We start from the raw sequence: 17,803 nt of genomic DNA, 5'->3' as shown, positions 1-17,803 counted from the left end.
TTAAATTTTTAATTATTTTTGAAGGCAAATAATTAGGTATAAAATTTATGGTTTTGGATAAGGATATTATTCCGGTTAAACCGGAAAAAGTGGATGAATTGGTGAAATTGTGGGAATTGTCGGTCCGGGCTACACATTTTTTTTTATCGGAATCTGATATTGTAGCCTTGCGGCCTTTGGTAAAAGAGGGGATAAAACAGTTGGAAAATGTCTATTGTATTTGTGACGAATGGGATAAGGCTGTTGCTTTTATGGGAATAGAGGGGAATAAATTAGAGATGTTGTTTGTACATCCTCAGTGCCGGGCAAGAGGGGTGGGGAAAAAAATGATAAATCAGGCTTTGTCATTGGGCGTCCGTTATGTGGATGTCAATGAGCAGAATCCACAGGCTGTCGGTTTTTACGAGCATTTGGGATTTCGTCGTTTTCGTCGTTCGGAATTGGACGGACAGGGAAATCCTTTTCCGATATTGCATTTAAAATTGAAAAAATGACCGGGAGACCTTTATTATGTGCAGATTTAGACAGCACGACTTTTAAACAGTATTATTATTTGCGGAAAGAGTTGGTCGCTTTTTGCCGTGCATCCGGATTGTCAAGTTGCGGAAACAAGGAAGAACTGACAGAGCGGATTCGGTGTTTTCTGGATACAGGGGAGAAATTGCAGCCTGTGGTGCAGCATAGAGCAAGACACCGGCAGCGGGAGATTACCCTTGAAAGCCGGATTGAAGAAAATCTGGTTTGTTCCGAAAGGCACAGGCATTTTTTTCGGCAGATTGTCGGTCCTTCCTTTACTTTCCGGGTTGCTTTTCAAAAGTGGCTGAAGTCTCATGCCGGGAGTACTTATGCAGAAGCGGTGAACGTGTGGTTTGAAATGTGCGGACAACAAAAAACGGCAGAAATTGACAGGCAGTTTGAATACAATACTTATATCCGTGATTTTTTCCTTGATAATCCCGGAAAATCTTTCCGGGAAGCGATTTGTTGCTGGAATTATAAAAAATCATTACCCGGAACGCACCGCTATGAACGTTCGGACCTGAGTGTGTTATCCGAAAAGTGATTTGCTTTGAAAGGGAGTTTGTAATTTTGAAATCCGGCTTCTCCTTGTAAATTTAAAATGGTCTGGTGATTTACTTTGTATCAGATTCATTTACTCTAAAATCGTAAATTAAAAGCTGTAAATTTGAAGATTACTTTATCCTTGCTCATTGATTTGTTCCAGTTTTTCTTTTTGTATAATTTTTATTTTTTTGCCGACAAGTTCTACAACGCCTTCTGTGGCAAAGTTGGAAAGGGTTCGGATTGCGTTTGCCGTTGTCATATTGGACAGATTGGCTAAATCTTCCCGGGTAAGGCATACTTTGAGGGTTGCGTTGTCTTCTTCATAGCCATAGGTGTCTTTCAGTACCAGCAATGCTTCGGCAAGGCGTCCCCGGATGTGCTTTTGGGTAAGAGTCACAGTCCGGCGATTGGAAAAGCCGAGGTCGGTAGCAAAAGCCCGGATAATGTCCATCGCTAAGTCGGGAGTGGTACGGACCAAATTGAAAATCAACTCTGTTTTTATGCGGCAAACGATAGAATCTTCGATCGCTTCTGCTGAAGCGATATGTATTTCTTCGGCAAAGAAAGCCCGGTAGCCGATAAAGCCTACCGGTTTTGCCATACGGACGATTTGTTGCCGGCCTCCGATACCTGCTTTGAATATCTTGACTTTGCCGGTAAGAAGGCATAATAACCCCATCGGCATATTTCCCTCCTCATAAATGATATCTCCTTTTTTGTAGGAGATGCATACAGTGGCTTCGACGATTTGCCGTTTTGCTTTTTCGTCGAGTTCTGACAACAGCGAGTGAGGGTTTTCAATGCATACCCGGCATAGCTGATTGTGAAGGTTATTGTCAGTAATGATTTGCATGGCACTTGTTTTTAGAAAGGCATTCTCCGGCCGGATCCGAATGCTTTTTTACTGATTTTGAGAATAGGCGGACATTGAGCCCTTTTGTATTCGTTACGGGTAACCAATTGAATGATGTGATCCACGGTTTCCGGATTGTATCCTTGGGCTTTGATTTCTCTTGCCGACCGGTTTTCTTCCACGTATAGTTTCAGTATCGTGTCTAAAATATCATAGGGCGGAAGGCTGTCCTGGTCTTTCTGATCCGGCCGTAACTCGGCCGAAGGTGCTTTCCGGATCGTATTTTCCGGGATAATCGTTTTTTCACGATTCAGGTAAACGGCCAGTTTATATACTTCGGTTTTGTATAGGTCGCCGATAACAGACAGGGAACCGCACATATCTCCGTATAGAGTTCCGTATCCTACTGCGGCCTCACTTTTATTCGAGGTATTCAACAGAATAGAGCCGAATTTATTGGAGGCAGCCATAACCAAAGTCCCCCGGATACGCGCCTGTAAATTCTCTTCCGCTACATTGAAAGGCAGGTCTTTAAAAAGGGGTTTAAGACTTTGCAGATAACCGTTGTATATTTCCTTAATCGGCAGGGTTTCATAGGGCATACCTATGTTCTCGGCCAGTTCGATGGCATCGGTTACGGAATGATCCGTAGAATAAACGGAAGGCATCAGTAGTCCCATCACCTTGTCTTTTCCAAGAGCTTCCGCTGCCAATGCTGCGACAACGGCCGAGTCGATACCTCCCGACAAACCGAGCACAGCCCGGGTAAAACCGTGTTTGTAGAAGTAATCCCGTATGCCGTTTACCAGGGCATTGTGGATCAGTGCAATCGGTGTATCCGGTTTGTTTTTTATCGGAGGTAAACTATTCAGTTTAGTCAGGTCGATGGTTTGGAAATCTTCGGTAAAAGAGCGCATTTGACAGACCGATGTGCCTTTGGGAGTGTATACCATCGAATTGCCGTCGAATAAAACAGAGGTTGCCCCGCCCGTATAATTTAAAGATACAATGGGTTTACCGTATTTCCGGGATATACTCTCCAGTATTGTTTTGCGATAATTAAGGCTGTCCGTCGTAAATGGGGCGGTACCGACAAAGATAACCAGACTGTCCTGTTTTTCGATAAATTCCGTTTCGTATTCGTCGAATAAGATGCGGATGTTTTGGTTGCGGAAACGAATGGATGAGTTGTCTTCCCCTGCGACAAAATAACGGCTTTCATTGAAGATATCGTAATCGCTTAAAATCGTTTTATGAACACCGTCACAAACTTCGCCGTTTTGAATAAAATAGGCTGAATTATACATGATCCCATTGGATATATCCAGATTCGGGGCTCCGATAATAGCGGCCATCGGTCCGCAGGCTTCTGCCAGCCGGTCTACGGCCATCCTGCATGCATCAATAAAATCTTCCCGTTCGAGCCAATCGCCGGCCATCGGTCCGCATACGGCAAGTTCCGGAAAAACAATCAGATCTGCTTTTTCACTGCGTGCTTTTCGGATAGCTTGCAGCATGATTTCCTGGTTTTTTTGAATATCTCCAGTATGATAGTTGAGTTGAGGTATGGCTATACGCATAAATTTATATTTGGTATATCTTTTGTCTTTAAGGCTTTACCTTTGATTTTAAGTTTTATCTTTGTCGTAAAATTACAATTTCTACCTTTAAAAATGAATAAAAAATAAGATGAAGTTTAAATATATTCTTTTAATTTTTTTTCTTTTGTTTATGGGATGTCATTCGGATAAGCGTCCGGATGTCAGTAAGCTGTTAAAAGACAGAAAAATCCTTCGTTTTGACCGGGATGTATTTGCATTGGATAAGGAGCAGCCGGATGTGAAGAAAATGCGGGAGAAATACGGTGCTTTTTTTGAGGTGTATGTTGCCGGTGTATTGCAATTGGGAAATGCAGATGACCCGGAACTTCCCGGATTGTTTTCATTGTTTTTGAAAGATTCGGTCATTAACGAGGTATATGATTCTGTACAGGTAAAATATAAAGATATGTATGAGCAGGAACAGGAATTTTCCCGGGCTTTTGCTTATTACGCCTATTATTTCCCCGACAGTCGGATTCCGCAGTTGTATACTCATATTTCCGGTTTTAATCAATCGGTCATTGTAGACAGTAGCTTTATAGGAATCAGTCTGGATAATTATTTGGGAGAAAATTGTGTTTTTTACCGGATGTTGGCGACTCCTATACCGGCGTATATGCAGAGACGTATGGGGAGAGAAAATATTGTGAAGGATGCCTTATTCGGCTGGTTGTGTACCGAGCTCCCTTTTATTCCCCGGCACAATGATTTGGTAAGCGGGATGTTGTATCAGGGGAAGGTTATTTATTTGTTGGAGAAATTATTGCCGGACTATGCTCCGGAAAGGTTGTTCGATTATACGGCGGAACAGTTGCAATGGTGTAAGGATAATGAGAAGCAGATGTGGGATTTTCTGGTCGAGAATGAATATTTATTTGGAACAGGACAGATGCTGTTGCGTAAATTTTTGTTTGATGCTCCTTTTACATCGGGAATGCCGGCAGAATCTCCCGGTAAGGCTGTCGTATGGAACGGATACCGGATAATCCGGTCCTATATGAAGAAGCAGGACATTTCTATGGAAGCATTGATGAAAGAACAGGATTACCATAAAATATTGCGGATATCCGGCTATAAACTTTAATTGATCTGAAAGATGGAAAAGAAAGAATTGAGAAAATACATCCGGGAACTGAAGAGGCGGTATACTCCGGAAGAAAAAAGAGAAATGTCTTATCCTTTGTGGAAAAAACTGGAGCAAAACGAGTGTTTCCAGCAGGCTGAGGTGGTGTTGGGGTATTGGTCGATGGAAGATGAAGTGTATACCCATGATTTTATTATCGAATGGGCAAGAGAGAAAACGTTTTTATTGCCTTGCGTCCGGGGAGACGAATTGGAATTGCGTTATTTTGATAGTGAAGAAGCCTTGTGTCCCGGGGAAGCATTTGCTATCCCGGAGCCGGTCGGGACTTTGTTTACGGATTTGAGCCTGATAGATTTTGTAATTGTCCCGGGAGTGGCTTTTGATGCCCGGGGAAATCGTTTGGGGCGGGGCAAAGGCTATTACGATCGGATTTTAAAATATTGCCGTGCTTATAAAGCCGGATTGTGTTTTGATTTCCAGTTTGTAGATGAGGTCCCGATAGACGGGAATGATGTCCGGATGGATATTGTCATCCATTAAAAAAGCGACTTGAAAAAGTCGCTTTTTTTATTTTTTCTTAAGCTTGTTTGATGGCTTCCACCGGACAAACTCCGGCACAAGTTCCACAATCGGTACATGCATCCGGATCAATTTGATAATGATCAGCACCCATAGAGATTGCTCCTACCGGGCATTCTCCTTCGCATGTACCACAAGAGATACAATCATCAGATATAACGTAAGCCATTTCTTTTAGGTTTTATTGATTAATAATGGGCAAAAATAAAATCATTATTTGAAAGAAAAAAGGTTTTCGGGGTTTTATTTGTTCCTGCAAAAAACTTTAGGGGTATTTAATTGTTATTAAAGAGTAGAACATCTCTGTTTTTTTTGCGTAAATAAATGACAAATTTTGAGGCTTTTCGGATGACGCAGTATCTTTCCCAATACACACACGCTAATGCTAGTCCGGGAGGCCTCATTTTTTATATCGGCTTATTTCTGTTTTCCAATAATTTTTGTAATTTTGCCACCTGATTTTAAACGGGGAATAATGGAAAATAGTGTGATGGGAAAACAGGCTGGCTTATACCCCCGGAGTTTAGGCCTGTTTTTGAGTAGCACGTAATATGAGTTATTATGCAAGTATTTGAATTAAAAGGAGAAAAGAGAAACGATTTAGGCAAGAAAGCAACAAAAGCTGTAAGAGTAGATGCAAAAGTTCCCTGTGTGCTTTATGGTGGTGGAGAAAATGTACATTTTTCTGTTGTAGAGAAAGATCTTTCTAAATTGTTGTATACTCCGGTGGTATATACGATAAAATTGGATATCAACGGAACTTCTTATAATGCTGTAATGAGAGATATCCAATTTCATCCGGTGACAGATCGTGTATTACACATTGATTTTTTCCAGATTTCTGCTGATAAACCGGTTATAATGGAAATTCCTGTGAAATTGAGAGGTTTTGCAGAGGGTGTTCAAGCCGGTGGTAAATTGGTGCAGGTTATCCGTAAATTGAAGGTAAAAGCACTTCCGGCTGATCTTCCGGGAGAGTTGGATGTTGACGTAACTTCTTTGGGATTGGGTAAATCAATCAAGGTAAAAGAATTGTCTTTCGACAAATTCGAGATTGTAAATGCAAAAGAGGTGGTTGTTGCTCAGGTTAAGATGACAAGAGCTGCAAAAGCCGCAGAAGATAAAAAATAGTTTGAAGTGAAATTATGAAGTATCTTATTGTCGGGTTGGGTAATATCGGCCCCGAATATCAGGATACGCGACATAATATCGGATTTAGTGTGTTGGACGCCTTTGCTGAGGCGTCCAATGCTGTTTTTGAAGATATGCGTTACGGAGCTGTTGCCGAAGTCAAATTGAAAGGACGTTCTTTGGTGTTACTGAAACCGAACACCTATATGAATTTGAGTGGAAAAGCCGTGAGTTATTGGATGCAGCGGGAAAAAATAGCGTTGGAAAACGTGTTGGTAATTGTCGATGATTTGGCATTGCCGTTTGGAACCCTTCGGTTGCGGGGACAAGGTAGTGACGGAGGGCATAATGGCTTGAAAAATATCAATCTGATTCTCGGCACGGATAATTATGCCCGTTTGCGTTTTGGTATCGGGAATGTATTTTCAAAAGGATACCAGATCGACTATGTGCTGGGGACCTGGCATGAAGACGAACAAAAACATTTACCGGCTATGTTGCACCGGTGTGAAGAGATTATCGTTAGCTTTGTATTGCAAGGCTTAGGGAAGACGATGACGATGTTTAACGGCAAGGTAATTACGGAATAACAACGGAATCATAGCACCCTAAAGATTTTTGATTTACGATTTACGACCGGGGGTGCGACCGGTTCCGGCTGGAATTTCAGATTTTAAACTGAAAACAGAGCCGGCCTGGAAATTACACACTGGGACGGACTCATTGTGTAATTTTAGATTTATCGGAGCAGGAGTTTTGTTGAGGGGAGTAAATTCTTTTTTAACCGGAGAGGTTGTATTTTTGTAACGATAGAAAGACACGAATCTATAATTTAAGAGGTATGTTAGAGGGAGATCGAGTAAGGATAGACAAATGGCTGTGGGCTGTCCGGATTTTCAAAACAAGGACGTTGGCTGCTGAGGAATGTGCCAAAGGACATGTAAGGATTGGAGATGTGCATGTGAAGGCGTCGAGGGAAGTGAGAGCCGGTGAGATTGTCCGGGTGAGGATGTCTCCTATCGAGCGTCATTTTTTGGTGAAAAAGCTTGCTGATAAACGCATGTCGGCTCAACTGGCAGCAGATTTTGTGGAGGACATTACACCGCAGGAGCAGTTGGACTTGCTGAATGCGGCAAAGGTATGGGGCTTTGAATACCGGGAAAGAGGAAGCGGTCGTCCTACGAAGCGTGACCGCCGGATGATCGACCGGATGAAAAATTGTGATGAGGAGGATTAAATACAAGTATCATGTTAATAGCCAGAGAGAAAAAAAAGAGTAATATTGCCGAATATATATTGTATATGTGGCAGGTGGAGGATATGTTGAGGGGATTGGGCTTGGATATCAACCGGGTAAAGAACGAATTGATCGCTCGTTTTCAGGTGGATGAAAAAACGGCACAGGAAATGTACGACTGGTATGACAATCTGATCGAAATGATGCGGATGGAAAAAGTGGAGCAAGCCGGACATATCCAGGTTTTGAGAAATGATGTGAATGAGTTGACGGAATTACATTTTTTCTTGCTGCATGAGGTTCACGATATGCGTTATCAGCAGATTGTCTCCGGGGCTGCCATGAATCTGGTGGAATTCCGGACAAAAGCAGGTGTCGGGAATGAGGTGTCGGATGTTGAATTGGCATTGAATGCTTTATATGGACATTTGATGCTGCGGTTGCAAAAGAAAGAGGTGTCGGCTCAAACGTTGCAGGCCATGGAAGCCTTTGGTAAAATGATCGGTTATCTGGCTGCCCGGTATAAAAAAATGGAAGAAGAAAACAAATAAGCTTATTATTGTATTTAATAGAATAAACCCATGAAGGCTATATTAATTATTTTAGGGATTATGGTGATCAGCTTGAATTTACAAGCTGTAACCAGTAAAAAAGAATATCAGAAGTCATTCGATAAAGGCGATATTAAAGAGGTTGTGATTTCCAATCAATACGGACAGATTGAAGTCGAGCAAAAAGAGGCGGATCAGATTACCGTTTCAGCCAGTATTGCTGTGACGGCAAAATCCGGTAGTAAAGCCGATGAGCTGATGGAGTATATTGATGTGAAGGACGTCGTGAACGGTGCTTTTTTGAATCTGGAGACGACAATCGGAAAAGACATGACTTTTAAGCAATTGCTGTCGGGAGTCGAGATCGCAATAAATTATAAGGTGATTATTCCGAAAGGAATAAAATTACGTTTGATTAATAAAGAAGGAAACGTATTTGTCGATAATTTTTCCGGAGATTTGATTGTGGATATCAAATCCGGTAATTTTCAGGGAGGCAGTTTGAAAGAAGGAGAATTGCAGATCAATCAATCTGACGGGAGCTTGAGGATAACCGATGTGGATAAACTGAACGGGCAGTTTAAGGGATGCGATATTAAGATCGATAATGCCAATGAGATAAAAATAAGTCCGGATAATTGTACGGGGACACTGGAATCTGTAACCAGATTGAACATTTCATCCCGTGGCGGAGAGTGGAAGTTGGGACAGATCGAGAGTATGAACGGTAATGCCGGTTCGACGAAATTTGAGATACAGGATATTGGTGACGAGTTGAAGATGGATATGAAATATGGGGAAATTAACGTGCGGAATATCCATTTTAATTTTTCTGCCGTAGAGGTGAAAGGTTCTTATACAAAAGTAGGTCTGACTTTTATGGACGGTGCCGGATATAACCTGGAACTTAGATATAATAAAGCTTTGAAGAGAATGGATTTACCCCGCAGTCTGAAGCTGACAGAGCAGCCGGCATCAGAGAAGAATGTAATTGTGAAAACCGGGTTTGTCGGAGATAAGAAATACAACGGAAAAGTGTTGGTTGATATCAGAAGCGGTAACCTTTATATTCAGTAGACCGTTTGTTACGGCTATAGTGTGCAAGGAATGCCCGGAATTCAGGATACCCGTAAGGTTTGATAAATCTTACGGGTATCTTGTTTCATTTCCGGCTGCTTTTATACGTTCGATTGTTAAAAATGTAACATTTTGTTCTGTATATTTTGGATAATCCATATTTCCTTCTACATTTGTCCCTGTAAAATTGAAAAAATGAGAAAATCTGTATTACATCATAATCATCATCATTGTCATCGCTGTTTTCAGGTGAGATGATGCTCCTGTGCTGTAATCTTAAATAGTATAGTAAGCTCGCCTGAATCAGGCGGGCTTTTTTTATATTCCTTTCTGGTTCAGGTATAGCGTTAAAATCATCCTAACGTTATGACCAATTTAAAAATCGCTGTTCAGAAATCGGGTCGGTTAAGTGAAGACTCCCTGACTTTATTAAAAGAGTGTGGTATTTCTCTCAATGTGGGTAAGGATCAGTTGATAGCTCAGGCTTCTAATTTTCAACTGGAAGTATTGTATCTGAGAAATTCAGACATACCTCAGTATGTACGGGATGGGATTGCCGATATAGCCATTATCGGAGATAATACCGAAAAAGAAAAGAAAACCGGTATTGTTCCTGTTTTGGATTTGGGTTTTTCCCGTTGCCGATTGTCGATAGCAGTGCCCAGGGCTGTTGAGTTCAAAGATTTGTCTTATTTGCAAGGCAAGAAAATAGCAACTTCCTATCCGAATACGTTAAAAGACTTTCTGACGGAGCATGCTATTGAAGCCGAAATACACGAGATTTCCGGTTCTGTCGAAATTGCACCGAATATCGGGTTGTCGGATGCGATTTGTGATGTTGTCAGTACCGGCAGTACACTGGTAAAGAACGGTTTGAAAGAAGTGTATAAGATATTCGAATCTCAGGCCATATTAGCGGCGAATCCAAACCTGGAAACAGAGAAAAAGGATATACTGGATCAGTTGGTGTTTCGGATCAAGGCTGTGTTAGCTTCTAAAAATAGTAAATACATTTTATTGAATACTCCGGAAAAAGTATTGGATGAAGTGTGTGCTTTGTTGCCGGGAATGAAGAGTCCGACAATTATGCCTCTCCGTCAGAAAGGTTGGGTTTCGGTACATTCCGTCGTTCAGGAAAATGAATTTTGGGAAGTGATCGGGAAGTTGAAAGCGGTAGGTGCCGAAGGGATATTGATAATTCCTATCGAAAAAATGATTCTTTAATTTTAATCGGACATATAAAATGAAAACATTGATTAATCCATCTGAAGAGCAATTGGCGGATCTGTTGGTTCGTCCGGGGATAAAAACGGATGATCTGGAAAAAATCGGCCGGGATATTTTTACTGAGGTCGGTAAGACCGGTGATGCGGCTGTGAAAAAATATACCTGGTATTTCGACCGGGTGCATCTGGAAAACTTACGAGTATCACCGGAAGAATTGGACAAGGCAGAGAGCATGATCCGGGAGGAACTGAAAGAGGCTATCCGGCAGGCAGCGGGACATATAGAAGCTTTTCATAACGGACAGAAGATGAAAAAATGCGAATACTTGAACGAAGCCGGATTCCGGTGTTGGATGGAAGTGAGAGGCATCGAGAGGGTCGGTTTATATATTCCGGGAGGAAGCGCTCCTTTGTTTTCGTCGGTATTGATGCAGGCTATTCCGGCCCGCATTGCCGGTTGTCGTAGGATCGTCATGTGTACACCCCCCGACAGGGAAGGAAACGTTAATCCGGCGATTTTATGGGCAGCTCGTTATTGTGGTGTGACTGAAATATATAAGATCGGAGGGATGCAGGCTATTGCCGCTATGGTATTCGGAACGCAAACCGTACCTAAGGTGTATAAAATTTTCGGACCCGGTAATCAGTATGTGACGGCGGCAAAACAGCTGGCTTTGCAATATGGTGTGGCTATCGATATGCCGGCGGGCCCTTCCGAAGTAATGGTGGTTGCAGACGAGTCGTCCCGGCCCGGATTTGTGGCTGCCGATTTGCTTTCGCAGGCAGAGCACGGGAAGGATAGCCAGGTCATTTTGGTCACTTGCTGTCCGGAAATACTTCCGGATGTAGAGCGGGAACTGGAAAGGCAACTTGCCGTTTTGCCCCGGAGGGAAGTCGCTGTTGCTGCTTTGCAATACGCTAAGTTTGTCGTTATGCCGGATATAGCCGGTTGTATACGGGTCGTAAATGAATATGCCCCGGAGCATTTGATTTTGTGTGTAGCCGATTACAAAAAATACATCCCGGATATACAGAATGCCGGTTCTGTATTTTTGGGTAATTATTCTCCGGAAAGTGCCGGGGACTATGCCTCCGGCACCAATCATACTTTACCGACAGCAGCTTATGCGAAGGCATATAGCGGGATAAATCTGGATGCCTTTATAAAAAAGATCACTTTTCAGGAAATCACGGCTGCCGGGTTGAAGTATCTGGCTCCTGTCATTATGACAATGGCTGAAAATGAACAATTGTTCGCTCATAAAAATGCCGTGAAAGTGAGAATGGAGGATAAATAACAGAAAATCGTATGGAAATAGAGTCTTTAATACGGAAAAATATCCGGGAACTGAAGCCTTACCGCTGTGCCCGGGATGAATATGAGGATATGGATGCTGTCTTTCTGGATGCGAACGAGAGTCCGTTTGAAAACGGATTCAATCGTTATCCGGACCCTTATCAGCGTTGTTTGAAATTTATTCTGGCCGATTTTAAGCAGGTTGCGGCGGAAAATGTGATTCTGGGAAACGGAAGCGATGAGCTGATCGATTTATTGATCCGTTCGCTTTGCCGGCCGGGGATAGACAATATCATTGTTTTTTCTCCGGGCTACACCATGTATGAAGTGTGTGCGGCAATCAACGATGTCGAGGTCCGGAAAATAAATTTAACAGTGAACTTTTTACCGGATTGGCGGAAGGTAGAGCAACAGAGGGATTGTTGCACAAAGATTATTTTTTTATGTACGCCGCATAACCCGGTCGGGAATATCATTCCTTTATCCGATATTGAAAATTTATGTAAGGTGTCGGACTGCATGGTTGTCGTAGATGAGGCTTATATCGATTTTACAGATATGCCGTCGGCTATCGGTTTACTGGAACGGTATGAGAATCTGTTTGTTTTACAGACGTTGTCGAAAGCCTGGGGAATGGCCGGGCTACGTTTGGGAATGGGATTTGCGAACGAAAAGCTGATCGCTGTTCTGAATCGGGTGAAGCCACCTTATAATATCGGCGTTTTAGCCCAGCAGACTGCTGTACGGACATTAAAGGACCGGGACGGTTTCCGGAACAACGTTGCTTGTATCCGGAGGGAGAGGGAGCGTCTGTTACAGGCATTTTTGCAATCGGGTATTTTTGAAAAAGTATACCCTTCCGAGGCAAATTTTATACTCGTAACTTCCCCGCAGGCAGATGAGCTATACCGGTTTCTTCTCCGGAATGGGATCGTTACCCGTTTGCGGGATATACCTCCTTTACTGACCGGAGGGATACGGATTACAGTGGGAAACCGTGAGGAAAATGACCGGTTATTGGGTTTGCTGGCTTGCTGGACAAATAAATTATATCCGTCGGAATGAGAAAAAAGATTTTGTTTATCGACCGGGACGGTACGATTATCCGTGAACCGGAAACTGATTTTCAGGTAGATGAGTTGAGTAAATTCTGTTTTTTCCCGGGTGTTATCGGAGCTTTGCGGAAGATAGCAGAGGAAACCGATTATCGTTTGGTATTGGTGACGAATCAGGACGGTTTGGGAACAGGTCGCTTTCCCGCAGAAACTTTCTGGCCTTTACAACAATTGATGGAAAGAACCCTGGAGGGAGAAGGCATTGTCTTCGATGAGATATTAATCGATTCGAGTTTACCCGAAGAATATTCTTTTGGCCGTAAGCCGGGTATCGGACTGGTTGAAAAATATCTTAATGAGAACCTGGACTATGAGAATTCTTATGTAATAGGGGATCGTTTAACCGATATGCAATTGGCTGCCAATATGGGGTTAAAAGGAATATATTTAGGCATGCAGGATTGGAAGGATTTGCCTGTCGTATATGTATCCCGGGATTGGAATATGATTTATGCTTTTTTGAAGCAACGGAGCCGTCGGGTTGAACGAGTGCGTAAAACGGAGGAAACAGACGTCCGGATCAGTTTGAATCTGGAGGGGAGCGGGAGAGGTAAGGTACATACCGGAATCGCTTTTTTCGATCATATGTTGTTACAGGTTGCCCGGCACGGTGGTGTGGATTTGGAGATAGAGGTCAGGGGTGATCTGGAAGTAGATGAGCACCATACGATAGAAGATACGGGGTTGGTTTTGGGCGAATGTTTTAGGACGGCTTTAGGAAGCAAGAAAGGAATCGAGCGTTATGGCTTTGCTTTGCCGATGGATGATTCGAAGACGGAAGTGTTACTGGATTTTGGAGGCCGAATGTATTTGAAATGGGAGGTGGAATTCAGCCGGGAATATGTGGGGGATTGTCCGACGGAAATGATCCGGCATTTTTTTGCCTCATTTTGTCAGGGGTGTATGTGTAATTTACATGTGAAAGCTGATGGTGAGAATACACATCATTTGATTGAAAGTATATTTAAGGCATTTGCCCGGAGTGTGCGTGCCGCTGTGCGGCAGACGGGGATAACGGTGCCTTCCTCAAAAGGTATGATATGAAAATAGTGATTATCGATTATGGTGCCGGGAATGTATTTTCGGTACAAAGGGCTGTAGAACGCCTGGGATACGAGGTGCTTCTGTCGCGGGACCCTATGGTTGTACAGTCTGCTGACCGGGTGATTTTTCCGGGGGTAGGACAGGCTTCCGTTGCCATGAAGCGATTGAGGGATTGTGGTTTGGATCAGGTTATACCGGAGTTGAAAGTACCTGTTCTGGGCATCTGTTTAGGTATGCAATTGATGTGCAGATATACGGAAGAAGGAGATACGGCCGGATTGAACATTTTTCCATTGGATGTTTTGCAGATCAGGGGAATGCAAAAGATTCCTCATATAGGATGGAATACTATAGATGAATTGGAGTCCGGTTTGTTTACCGGTTGCCAATCCGAAGAATGGATGTATTTCGTGCATTCCTATTATGTCCCGGATAATGGATACCGGATAGCGGTCTGTAATTATCAATGCCGTTTTGCGGCTGCCATTCGAAAAGAGAATTTTTATGGCTGTCAGTTTCATCCGGAAAAATCTTCACGAACGGGTGAAATGGTGTTACGGAATTTTATTTGTGGATATTGAATGTTTGAATTTATAAAAGATAGAAAATGGATATTATACCTGCGATAGATATTATAAATGGAAAATGTGTTCGCCTGACAAAGGGCAATTACAGTCAGTGTAAGATATATGCCGAAGATCCGTTGGAAGTTGCTTTGCGTTTTGAAGCTGCCGGCTGTAGGCGTTTGCATCTGGTCGATCTGGACGGGGCGAAATCGTCGGGGGTTATACATGAGGCTGTTTTGGCTAAAATTTGTAGACAAACCGGATTGATTGTCGATTTCGGAGGGGGTGTTAAGTCTGATACGGATATCAGAAAGGTTTTCGATGCCGGGGCAGCTTTTGTCTGTATCGGCAGTCTGGCACAATCCGCACGGGAGCAGGTGTGTCAATGGCTGGCCCGTTATGGCGGAGAGCGCCTGATAATAGGGGCGGATGTCTGGAATCAAAAGGTGTGCATTAACGGTTGGAAAAAAGTGACGGATACGACAGTATATCAGTTGGTCGATTTTTATGAAGGGCAACTGAAGTATCTGATGTGCACAGATATCACCAAAGACGGAACGCTGGAAGGTGCCTCGCTTGGCTTGTACCGCGAGTTGAGAAAGAAATATCCGGTATTGAAGCTGATCGCTTCCGGTGGAGTATCGCGGATGGCTGATTTGGCCGGGTTGGAGGAGCTGGGGATGTATGGGGCAATTGTAGGAAAGGCAATCTATGAAAACCGGATCAAATTGGAAGAATTGTTCGGTAATTGAAGTCTGATGTCCGGCGGTTGGCGGACAACCGGGTTTTACAGATTGTAAGTCGGTGTGAAATTTTTGAGAATGATTATTTGAGGATTACTAAAAGATCAGCATATGTTGGCGAAACGTATCATTCCGTGTCTGGATGTTTTGAACGGAAGAACAGTGAAAGGGATAAATTTTTTGGATTTGAAAGATGCCGGAGACATTAGCGATCTGGCATCCCGTTATTCGGAAGCGGGTGCAGACGAATTGGTGTTTTTGGATATCACGGCAAGTAGTGAGGTCCGGAAAACACAGTCTGTCTGGGTCGGGTGTGTTGCTGCCGCCGTCAATATCCCTTTTACGGTGGGCGGAGGTATTACAACAGAAAAAGATGTCGAATTTTTATTGAAAAAGGGAGCGGACAAAATATCGGTGAATTCGGCTGCTTTGCGATGTCCGGAATTAATCGGACAGTTGTCTTACAATTTTGGGAAGCAATGTGTCGTTGTGGCAATAGATGCCCGGGAAGAGGATGGGGTTTGGCAGGTGTATGGCAAAGGAGGACGGGAAAAAACCGGAAAAGAACTTTTCAGTTGGGCGCAGGAAGCGGAAGAACGGGGGGCAGGTGAGATCTTGTTTACTGCAATGAGTCAGGACGGAACCCGGCGCGGATTTGCCTGTAAAACTTTGGCCCGGCTTACCGGAAAACTCGGCATTCCGGTTATTGCTTCGGGGGGAGCGGGAAAACTGGCCGATTTTTACGAGGTTTTCGATACCGGAAAAGCGGATGCCGCTTTAGCTGCAGGTGTATTCCATTATGGAGAATTGACTGTTGGTGAAGTTAAGGAGTATCTGGAGGGGAAAGGAATACCGGTGAGGATGTGATTTAATGGTAGTTTTTGGATTTTAAATTAAAAGATAAGCTCGTGGAAAAATGACACAATGAGTCCGTCCCCGTGTGTCATTTCACGAGTCAGTGCGTATTTTAAATAAATGAAAATGGATATAGACAGTTTGAAATTTGATGAAAAAGGATTGATTCCTGCTATCATACAGGATATAAATACACAGGTTGTATTGATGCAGGCTTATATGAACCGGGATTCGCTGCTAAAAACGATAGAATCCGGTAAAGTTTGTTTTTTCAGCCGTTCCCGGCAGCGATTGTGGGTAAAGGGAGAAAAAAGCGGGCATTATCTGTATTTAAAAGAGATAAGGTCCGATTGTGACAAAGATGCGTTGTTGGTAAAAGTAGCTCCGGCAGGACCGGTATGTCATACCGGAAAGGATACCTGTTGGGGGGAAACCAACAGGCACTCCGGTTTCCTTTTTTATTTGCAGGAATATCTGAAGATACGAAAAGAAGAATCTCCGGAAGAATCCTATACGGCACGTTTAATTTCCAAAGGAATAAATAAGGTCGCTCAAAAAGTAGGAGAGGAGGCTGTGGAGTTAGTGATAGAAGCGAAGGATGACCGGGAAGATCTGTTTTTGAATGAGGCCGCCGATTTGATGTATCATTATTTGGTTTTATTAATTGCGAAAGGATACGGTCTGGAGCAAGTCATAGATGTATTGAAAGGCAGGCATAAAACAGAAAAGTAGATGTGTCGGATGAAAAATCCCCGCATGGTATGGTGCGGGGATTTTTTATCAGCTATTGAGGGCTTTCCACAATGTATCTTTTAGCTCGGTGATACCGGTTCCGGCAACGGAGGATATGAAAACATAAGGAATTTTCGGAAGGTCTTTTTCAATCTCTTCGATCAGTTCCTGGTCTGCGTAATCACATTTGGTGATTGCGAGGATTCTTTTTTTATCCAGTAATTCCGGGTTGTATTCCCGTAATTCGTTCAGCAGGATTTTGTATTCGGCATGAATGTCATTTGAGTCGACGGCGACCATGAACAAAAGCACGGAATTACGCTCGATGTGACGAAGGAATCTGATTCCTAATCCTTTGCCGAGATGAGCCCCTTCAATGATACCGGGAATATCGGCCATGACAAAAGATTTACCATCCCTGTAGGATACGATACCCAGATTGGGAACCAGAGTGGTAAAGGGGTAATTGGCTATTTCCGGTTTTGCGGCAGAAACAACAGATAACAAGGTCGATTTTCCGGCATTGGGGAGTCCTACCAAACCGACATCGGCCAGTACTTTTAATTCCAGGATGACGGTACGTTCTACCCGGGGATCTCCGGGTTGTGCGTAACGGGGAGTCTGGTTGGTGGCGGATTTGAAGTTCCAGTTACCGAGTCCGCCGCGTCCTCCTTTTACGAGGATGACCTGTTCCTGGTCCTGAGTGACTTCACATATGACTTCTCCGGTGTCGGCATCTTTGGCAACGGTACCCAGAGGTACATCGATAATCTTGTCCTCTCCGTCGGCTCCTGTACAGCGGGATTCACTACCGCTTTCTCCGTCGCCGGCAAATACGTGACGTTGGTATTTCAGGTGGATAAGGGTCCAGTAGTTCCGGTTGCCCCGAAGTATTACATGGCCTCCGCGTCCTCCGTCTCCACCGTCGGGACCGCCTTTTGCGGTGAGTTTATCCCGGTGTAAATGTGCAGAACCTTTTCCTCCCGCTCCGCCGCGGCAGAATATTTTTACATAGTCGATGAAATTCGTTGAAGCCATATAGGTATT

Annotated in this window: 21 protein-coding genes; 17 read left to right on the top strand and 4 right to left on the bottom strand. The window is 43.5% G+C overall.

Going from position 1 to position 17,803, the window contains the following annotated elements; translation table 11 throughout:
• The first annotated feature begins 47 nt into the window (after window positions 1-47).
• The gene (locus BN8908_RS11330; protein ID WP_068690659.1) at window positions 48-494 is read left to right on the top strand and encodes a GNAT family N-acetyltransferase; all 447 of its coding nucleotides are present in this window, start codon (window positions 48-50) and stop codon (window positions 492-494) included.
• Window positions 491-1,063 carry a DUF6434 domain-containing protein gene (locus tag BN8908_RS11325; RefSeq protein ID WP_021988181.1) on the top strand — a complete coding sequence of 191 codons (573 nt, stop codon included), beginning with the start codon at window positions 491-493 and terminating at the stop codon, window positions 1,061-1,063. Before BN8908_RS11330 ends, BN8908_RS11325 begins: the two co-directional genes overlap by 4 nt.
• A gap of 135 nt (window positions 1,064-1,198) precedes the next feature.
• Here the strand turns inward: BN8908_RS11325 and BN8908_RS11320 are convergent, their stop codons facing one another.
• The gene (locus BN8908_RS11320) at window positions 1,199-1,918 is read right to left on the bottom strand and encodes a Crp/Fnr family transcriptional regulator (RefSeq protein WP_021988182.1); all 720 of its coding nucleotides are present in this window, start codon (window positions 1,916-1,918) and stop codon (window positions 1,199-1,201) included.
• Window positions 1,919-1,929: 11 nt separating this feature from the next.
• On the bottom strand, window positions 1,930-3,498 hold the full coding sequence (locus BN8908_RS11315; protein WP_021988183.1) for an NAD+ synthase: 1,569 nt from the start codon (window positions 3,496-3,498) through the stop codon (window positions 1,930-1,932).
• A 109-nt stretch (window positions 3,499-3,607) separates the two neighbouring features.
• On the opposite strand from BN8908_RS11315, the gene gldB reads away from it, so the two are divergent.
• Together gldB and BN8908_RS11305 are read left to right on the top strand one after the other, a co-directional pair.
• Complete coding sequence (gene gldB, locus BN8908_RS11310; protein ID WP_068690658.1) at window positions 3,608-4,603, top strand: gliding motility lipoprotein GldB; 996 nt, start codon at window positions 3,608-3,610, stop codon at window positions 4,601-4,603.
• 12 nt (window positions 4,604-4,615) lie between these two features.
• Window positions 4,616-5,143: a 5-formyltetrahydrofolate cyclo-ligase gene (locus BN8908_RS11305; protein WP_068690655.1), complete on the top strand. Its 528-nt coding sequence runs from the start codon at window positions 4,616-4,618 to the stop codon at window positions 5,141-5,143.
• A 37-nt stretch (window positions 5,144-5,180) separates the two neighbouring features.
• Here BN8908_RS11305 and BN8908_RS11300 read toward each other — a convergent pair whose 3' ends face one another.
• The gene (locus BN8908_RS11300; protein ID WP_021988186.1) at window positions 5,181-5,351 is read right to left on the bottom strand and encodes a 4Fe-4S binding protein; all 171 of its coding nucleotides are present in this window, start codon (window positions 5,349-5,351) and stop codon (window positions 5,181-5,183) included.
• A 392-nt stretch (window positions 5,352-5,743) separates the two neighbouring features.
• Here BN8908_RS11300 and BN8908_RS11295 point away from each other — a divergent pair, with 392 nt between their 5' ends.
• From BN8908_RS11295 to hisIE, 13 genes are all read left to right on the top strand, one after another.
• Window positions 5,744-6,313, top strand: a complete 570-nt coding sequence (locus BN8908_RS11295) for a 50S ribosomal protein L25/general stress protein Ctc (protein WP_021988187.1) — start codon at window positions 5,744-5,746, stop codon at window positions 6,311-6,313.
• Window positions 6,314-6,327: 14 nt separating this feature from the next.
• Window positions 6,328-6,903, top strand: a complete 576-nt coding sequence (gene pth / locus BN8908_RS11290) for an aminoacyl-tRNA hydrolase (RefSeq protein WP_068690653.1) — start codon at window positions 6,328-6,330, stop codon at window positions 6,901-6,903.
• 251 nt (window positions 6,904-7,154) lie between these two features.
• A complete protein-coding gene (locus BN8908_RS11280; RefSeq protein WP_021988189.1) occupies window positions 7,155-7,550 on the top strand; it encodes an RNA-binding S4 domain-containing protein in 396 nt (131 codons plus the stop codon).
• Window positions 7,551-7,561: 11 nt separating this feature from the next.
• Window positions 7,562-8,101: a DUF4924 family protein gene (locus BN8908_RS11275; RefSeq protein ID WP_021988190.1), complete on the top strand. Its 540-nt coding sequence runs from the start codon at window positions 7,562-7,564 to the stop codon at window positions 8,099-8,101.
• 30 nt (window positions 8,102-8,131) lie between these two features.
• Window positions 8,132-9,178 carry a hypothetical protein gene (locus BN8908_RS11270; protein ID WP_021988191.1) on the top strand — a complete coding sequence of 349 codons (1,047 nt, stop codon included), beginning with the start codon at window positions 8,132-8,134 and terminating at the stop codon, window positions 9,176-9,178.
• A 366-nt stretch (window positions 9,179-9,544) separates the two neighbouring features.
• Window positions 9,545-10,402, top strand: a complete 858-nt coding sequence (gene hisG, locus BN8908_RS11265) for an ATP phosphoribosyltransferase (protein WP_021988192.1) — start codon at window positions 9,545-9,547, stop codon at window positions 10,400-10,402.
• Window positions 10,403-10,421: 19 nt separating this feature from the next.
• Window positions 10,422-11,702: a histidinol dehydrogenase gene (hisD, locus tag BN8908_RS11260; RefSeq protein WP_068690651.1), complete on the top strand. Its 1,281-nt coding sequence runs from the start codon at window positions 10,422-10,424 to the stop codon at window positions 11,700-11,702.
• Between the two features lie 11 nt (window positions 11,703-11,713).
• The gene (gene hisC, locus BN8908_RS11255; protein ID WP_068690650.1) at window positions 11,714-12,766 is read left to right on the top strand and encodes a histidinol-phosphate transaminase; all 1,053 of its coding nucleotides are present in this window, start codon (window positions 11,714-11,716) and stop codon (window positions 12,764-12,766) included.
• On the top strand, window positions 12,763-13,860 hold the full coding sequence (gene hisB, locus BN8908_RS11250) for a bifunctional histidinol-phosphatase/imidazoleglycerol-phosphate dehydratase HisB (RefSeq protein WP_068690649.1): 1,098 nt from the start codon (window positions 12,763-12,765) through the stop codon (window positions 13,858-13,860). The genes hisC and hisB overlap by 4 nt, the downstream gene beginning before the upstream one ends.
• Window positions 13,857-14,441, top strand: coding sequence for an imidazole glycerol phosphate synthase subunit HisH (gene hisH / locus BN8908_RS11245; protein WP_021988196.1), 585 nt, complete (start codon window positions 13,857-13,859; stop codon window positions 14,439-14,441). The genes hisB and hisH overlap by 4 nt, the downstream gene beginning before the upstream one ends.
• A gap of 26 nt (window positions 14,442-14,467) precedes the next feature.
• Window positions 14,468-15,178, top strand: coding sequence for a 1-(5-phosphoribosyl)-5-[(5-phosphoribosylamino)methylideneamino]imidazole-4-carboxamide isomerase (locus BN8908_RS11240; RefSeq protein ID WP_068690647.1), 711 nt, complete (start codon window positions 14,468-14,470; stop codon window positions 15,176-15,178).
• 102 nt (window positions 15,179-15,280) lie between these two features.
• Window positions 15,281-16,036 (top strand): imidazole glycerol phosphate synthase subunit HisF, encoded by a 756-nt coding sequence (gene hisF / locus BN8908_RS11235; RefSeq protein ID WP_068690645.1) that lies wholly within the window; start codon window positions 15,281-15,283, stop codon window positions 16,034-16,036.
• 114 nt (window positions 16,037-16,150) lie between these two features.
• Window positions 16,151-16,756, top strand: coding sequence for a bifunctional phosphoribosyl-AMP cyclohydrolase/phosphoribosyl-ATP diphosphatase HisIE (gene hisIE, locus BN8908_RS11230; protein ID WP_068692251.1), 606 nt, complete (start codon window positions 16,151-16,153; stop codon window positions 16,754-16,756).
• A gap of 48 nt (window positions 16,757-16,804) precedes the next feature.
• On the opposite strand, the gene obgE is transcribed toward hisIE, so the two are convergent.
• Window positions 16,805-17,794: a GTPase ObgE gene (gene obgE / locus BN8908_RS11225; RefSeq protein ID WP_021988200.1), complete on the bottom strand. Its 990-nt coding sequence runs from the start codon at window positions 17,792-17,794 to the stop codon at window positions 16,805-16,807.
• Window positions 17,795-17,803: the final 9 nt, after the last annotated feature.

The organism is Culturomica massiliensis (assembly GCF_900091655.1).
GTDB lineage: Bacteria > Bacteroidota > Bacteroidia > Bacteroidales > Marinifilaceae > Culturomica > Culturomica massiliensis.
Note: the sequence above shows the minus strand (reverse complement) of the source record. Positions and strands in the feature narration are given on the sequence as shown.

Bases quoted from the DNA above. Each gene is read 5' to 3' on its own strand.
- BN8908_RS11330 (WP_068690659.1), top strand. From the start codon at position 48: ATGGTTTTGGATAAGGATATTATTCCGGTTAAACCGGAAAAAGTGGAT.
- BN8908_RS11325 (WP_021988181.1), top strand. From the start codon at position 491: ATGACCGGGAGACCTTTATTATGTGCAGATTTAGACAGCACGACTTTT.
- BN8908_RS11320 (WP_021988182.1), bottom strand. From the start codon at position 1,918: ATGCAAATCATTACTGACAATAACCTTCACAATCAGCTATGCCGGGTA.
- BN8908_RS11315 (WP_021988183.1), bottom strand. From the start codon at position 3,498: ATGCGTATAGCCATACCTCAACTCAACTATCATACTGGAGATATTCAA.
- gldB (WP_068690658.1), top strand. From the start codon at position 3,608: ATGAAGTTTAAATATATTCTTTTAATTTTTTTTCTTTTGTTTATGGGA.
- BN8908_RS11305 (WP_068690655.1), top strand. From the start codon at position 4,616: ATGGAAAAGAAAGAATTGAGAAAATACATCCGGGAACTGAAGAGGCGG.
- BN8908_RS11300 (WP_021988186.1), bottom strand. From the start codon at position 5,351: ATGGCTTACGTTATATCTGATGATTGTATCTCTTGTGGTACATGCGAA.
- BN8908_RS11295 (WP_021988187.1), top strand. From the start codon at position 5,744: ATGCAAGTATTTGAATTAAAAGGAGAAAAGAGAAACGATTTAGGCAAG.
- pth (WP_068690653.1), top strand. From the start codon at position 6,328: ATGAAGTATCTTATTGTCGGGTTGGGTAATATCGGCCCCGAATATCAG.
- BN8908_RS11280 (WP_021988189.1), top strand. From the start codon at position 7,155: ATGTTAGAGGGAGATCGAGTAAGGATAGACAAATGGCTGTGGGCTGTC.
- BN8908_RS11275 (WP_021988190.1), top strand. From the start codon at position 7,562: ATGTTAATAGCCAGAGAGAAAAAAAAGAGTAATATTGCCGAATATATA.
- BN8908_RS11270 (WP_021988191.1), top strand. From the start codon at position 8,132: ATGAAGGCTATATTAATTATTTTAGGGATTATGGTGATCAGCTTGAAT.
- hisG (WP_021988192.1), top strand. From the start codon at position 9,545: ATGACCAATTTAAAAATCGCTGTTCAGAAATCGGGTCGGTTAAGTGAA.
- hisD (WP_068690651.1), top strand. From the start codon at position 10,422: ATGAAAACATTGATTAATCCATCTGAAGAGCAATTGGCGGATCTGTTG.
- hisC (WP_068690650.1), top strand. From the start codon at position 11,714: ATGGAAATAGAGTCTTTAATACGGAAAAATATCCGGGAACTGAAGCCT.
- hisB (WP_068690649.1), top strand. From the start codon at position 12,763: ATGAGAAAAAAGATTTTGTTTATCGACCGGGACGGTACGATTATCCGT.
- hisH (WP_021988196.1), top strand. From the start codon at position 13,857: ATGAAAATAGTGATTATCGATTATGGTGCCGGGAATGTATTTTCGGTA.
- BN8908_RS11240 (WP_068690647.1), top strand. From the start codon at position 14,468: ATGGATATTATACCTGCGATAGATATTATAAATGGAAAATGTGTTCGC.
- hisF (WP_068690645.1), top strand. From the start codon at position 15,281: ATGTTGGCGAAACGTATCATTCCGTGTCTGGATGTTTTGAACGGAAGA.
- hisIE (WP_068692251.1), top strand. From the start codon at position 16,151: ATGGATATAGACAGTTTGAAATTTGATGAAAAAGGATTGATTCCTGCT.
- obgE (WP_021988200.1), bottom strand. From the start codon at position 17,794: ATGGCTTCAACGAATTTCATCGACTATGTAAAAATATTCTGCCGCGGC.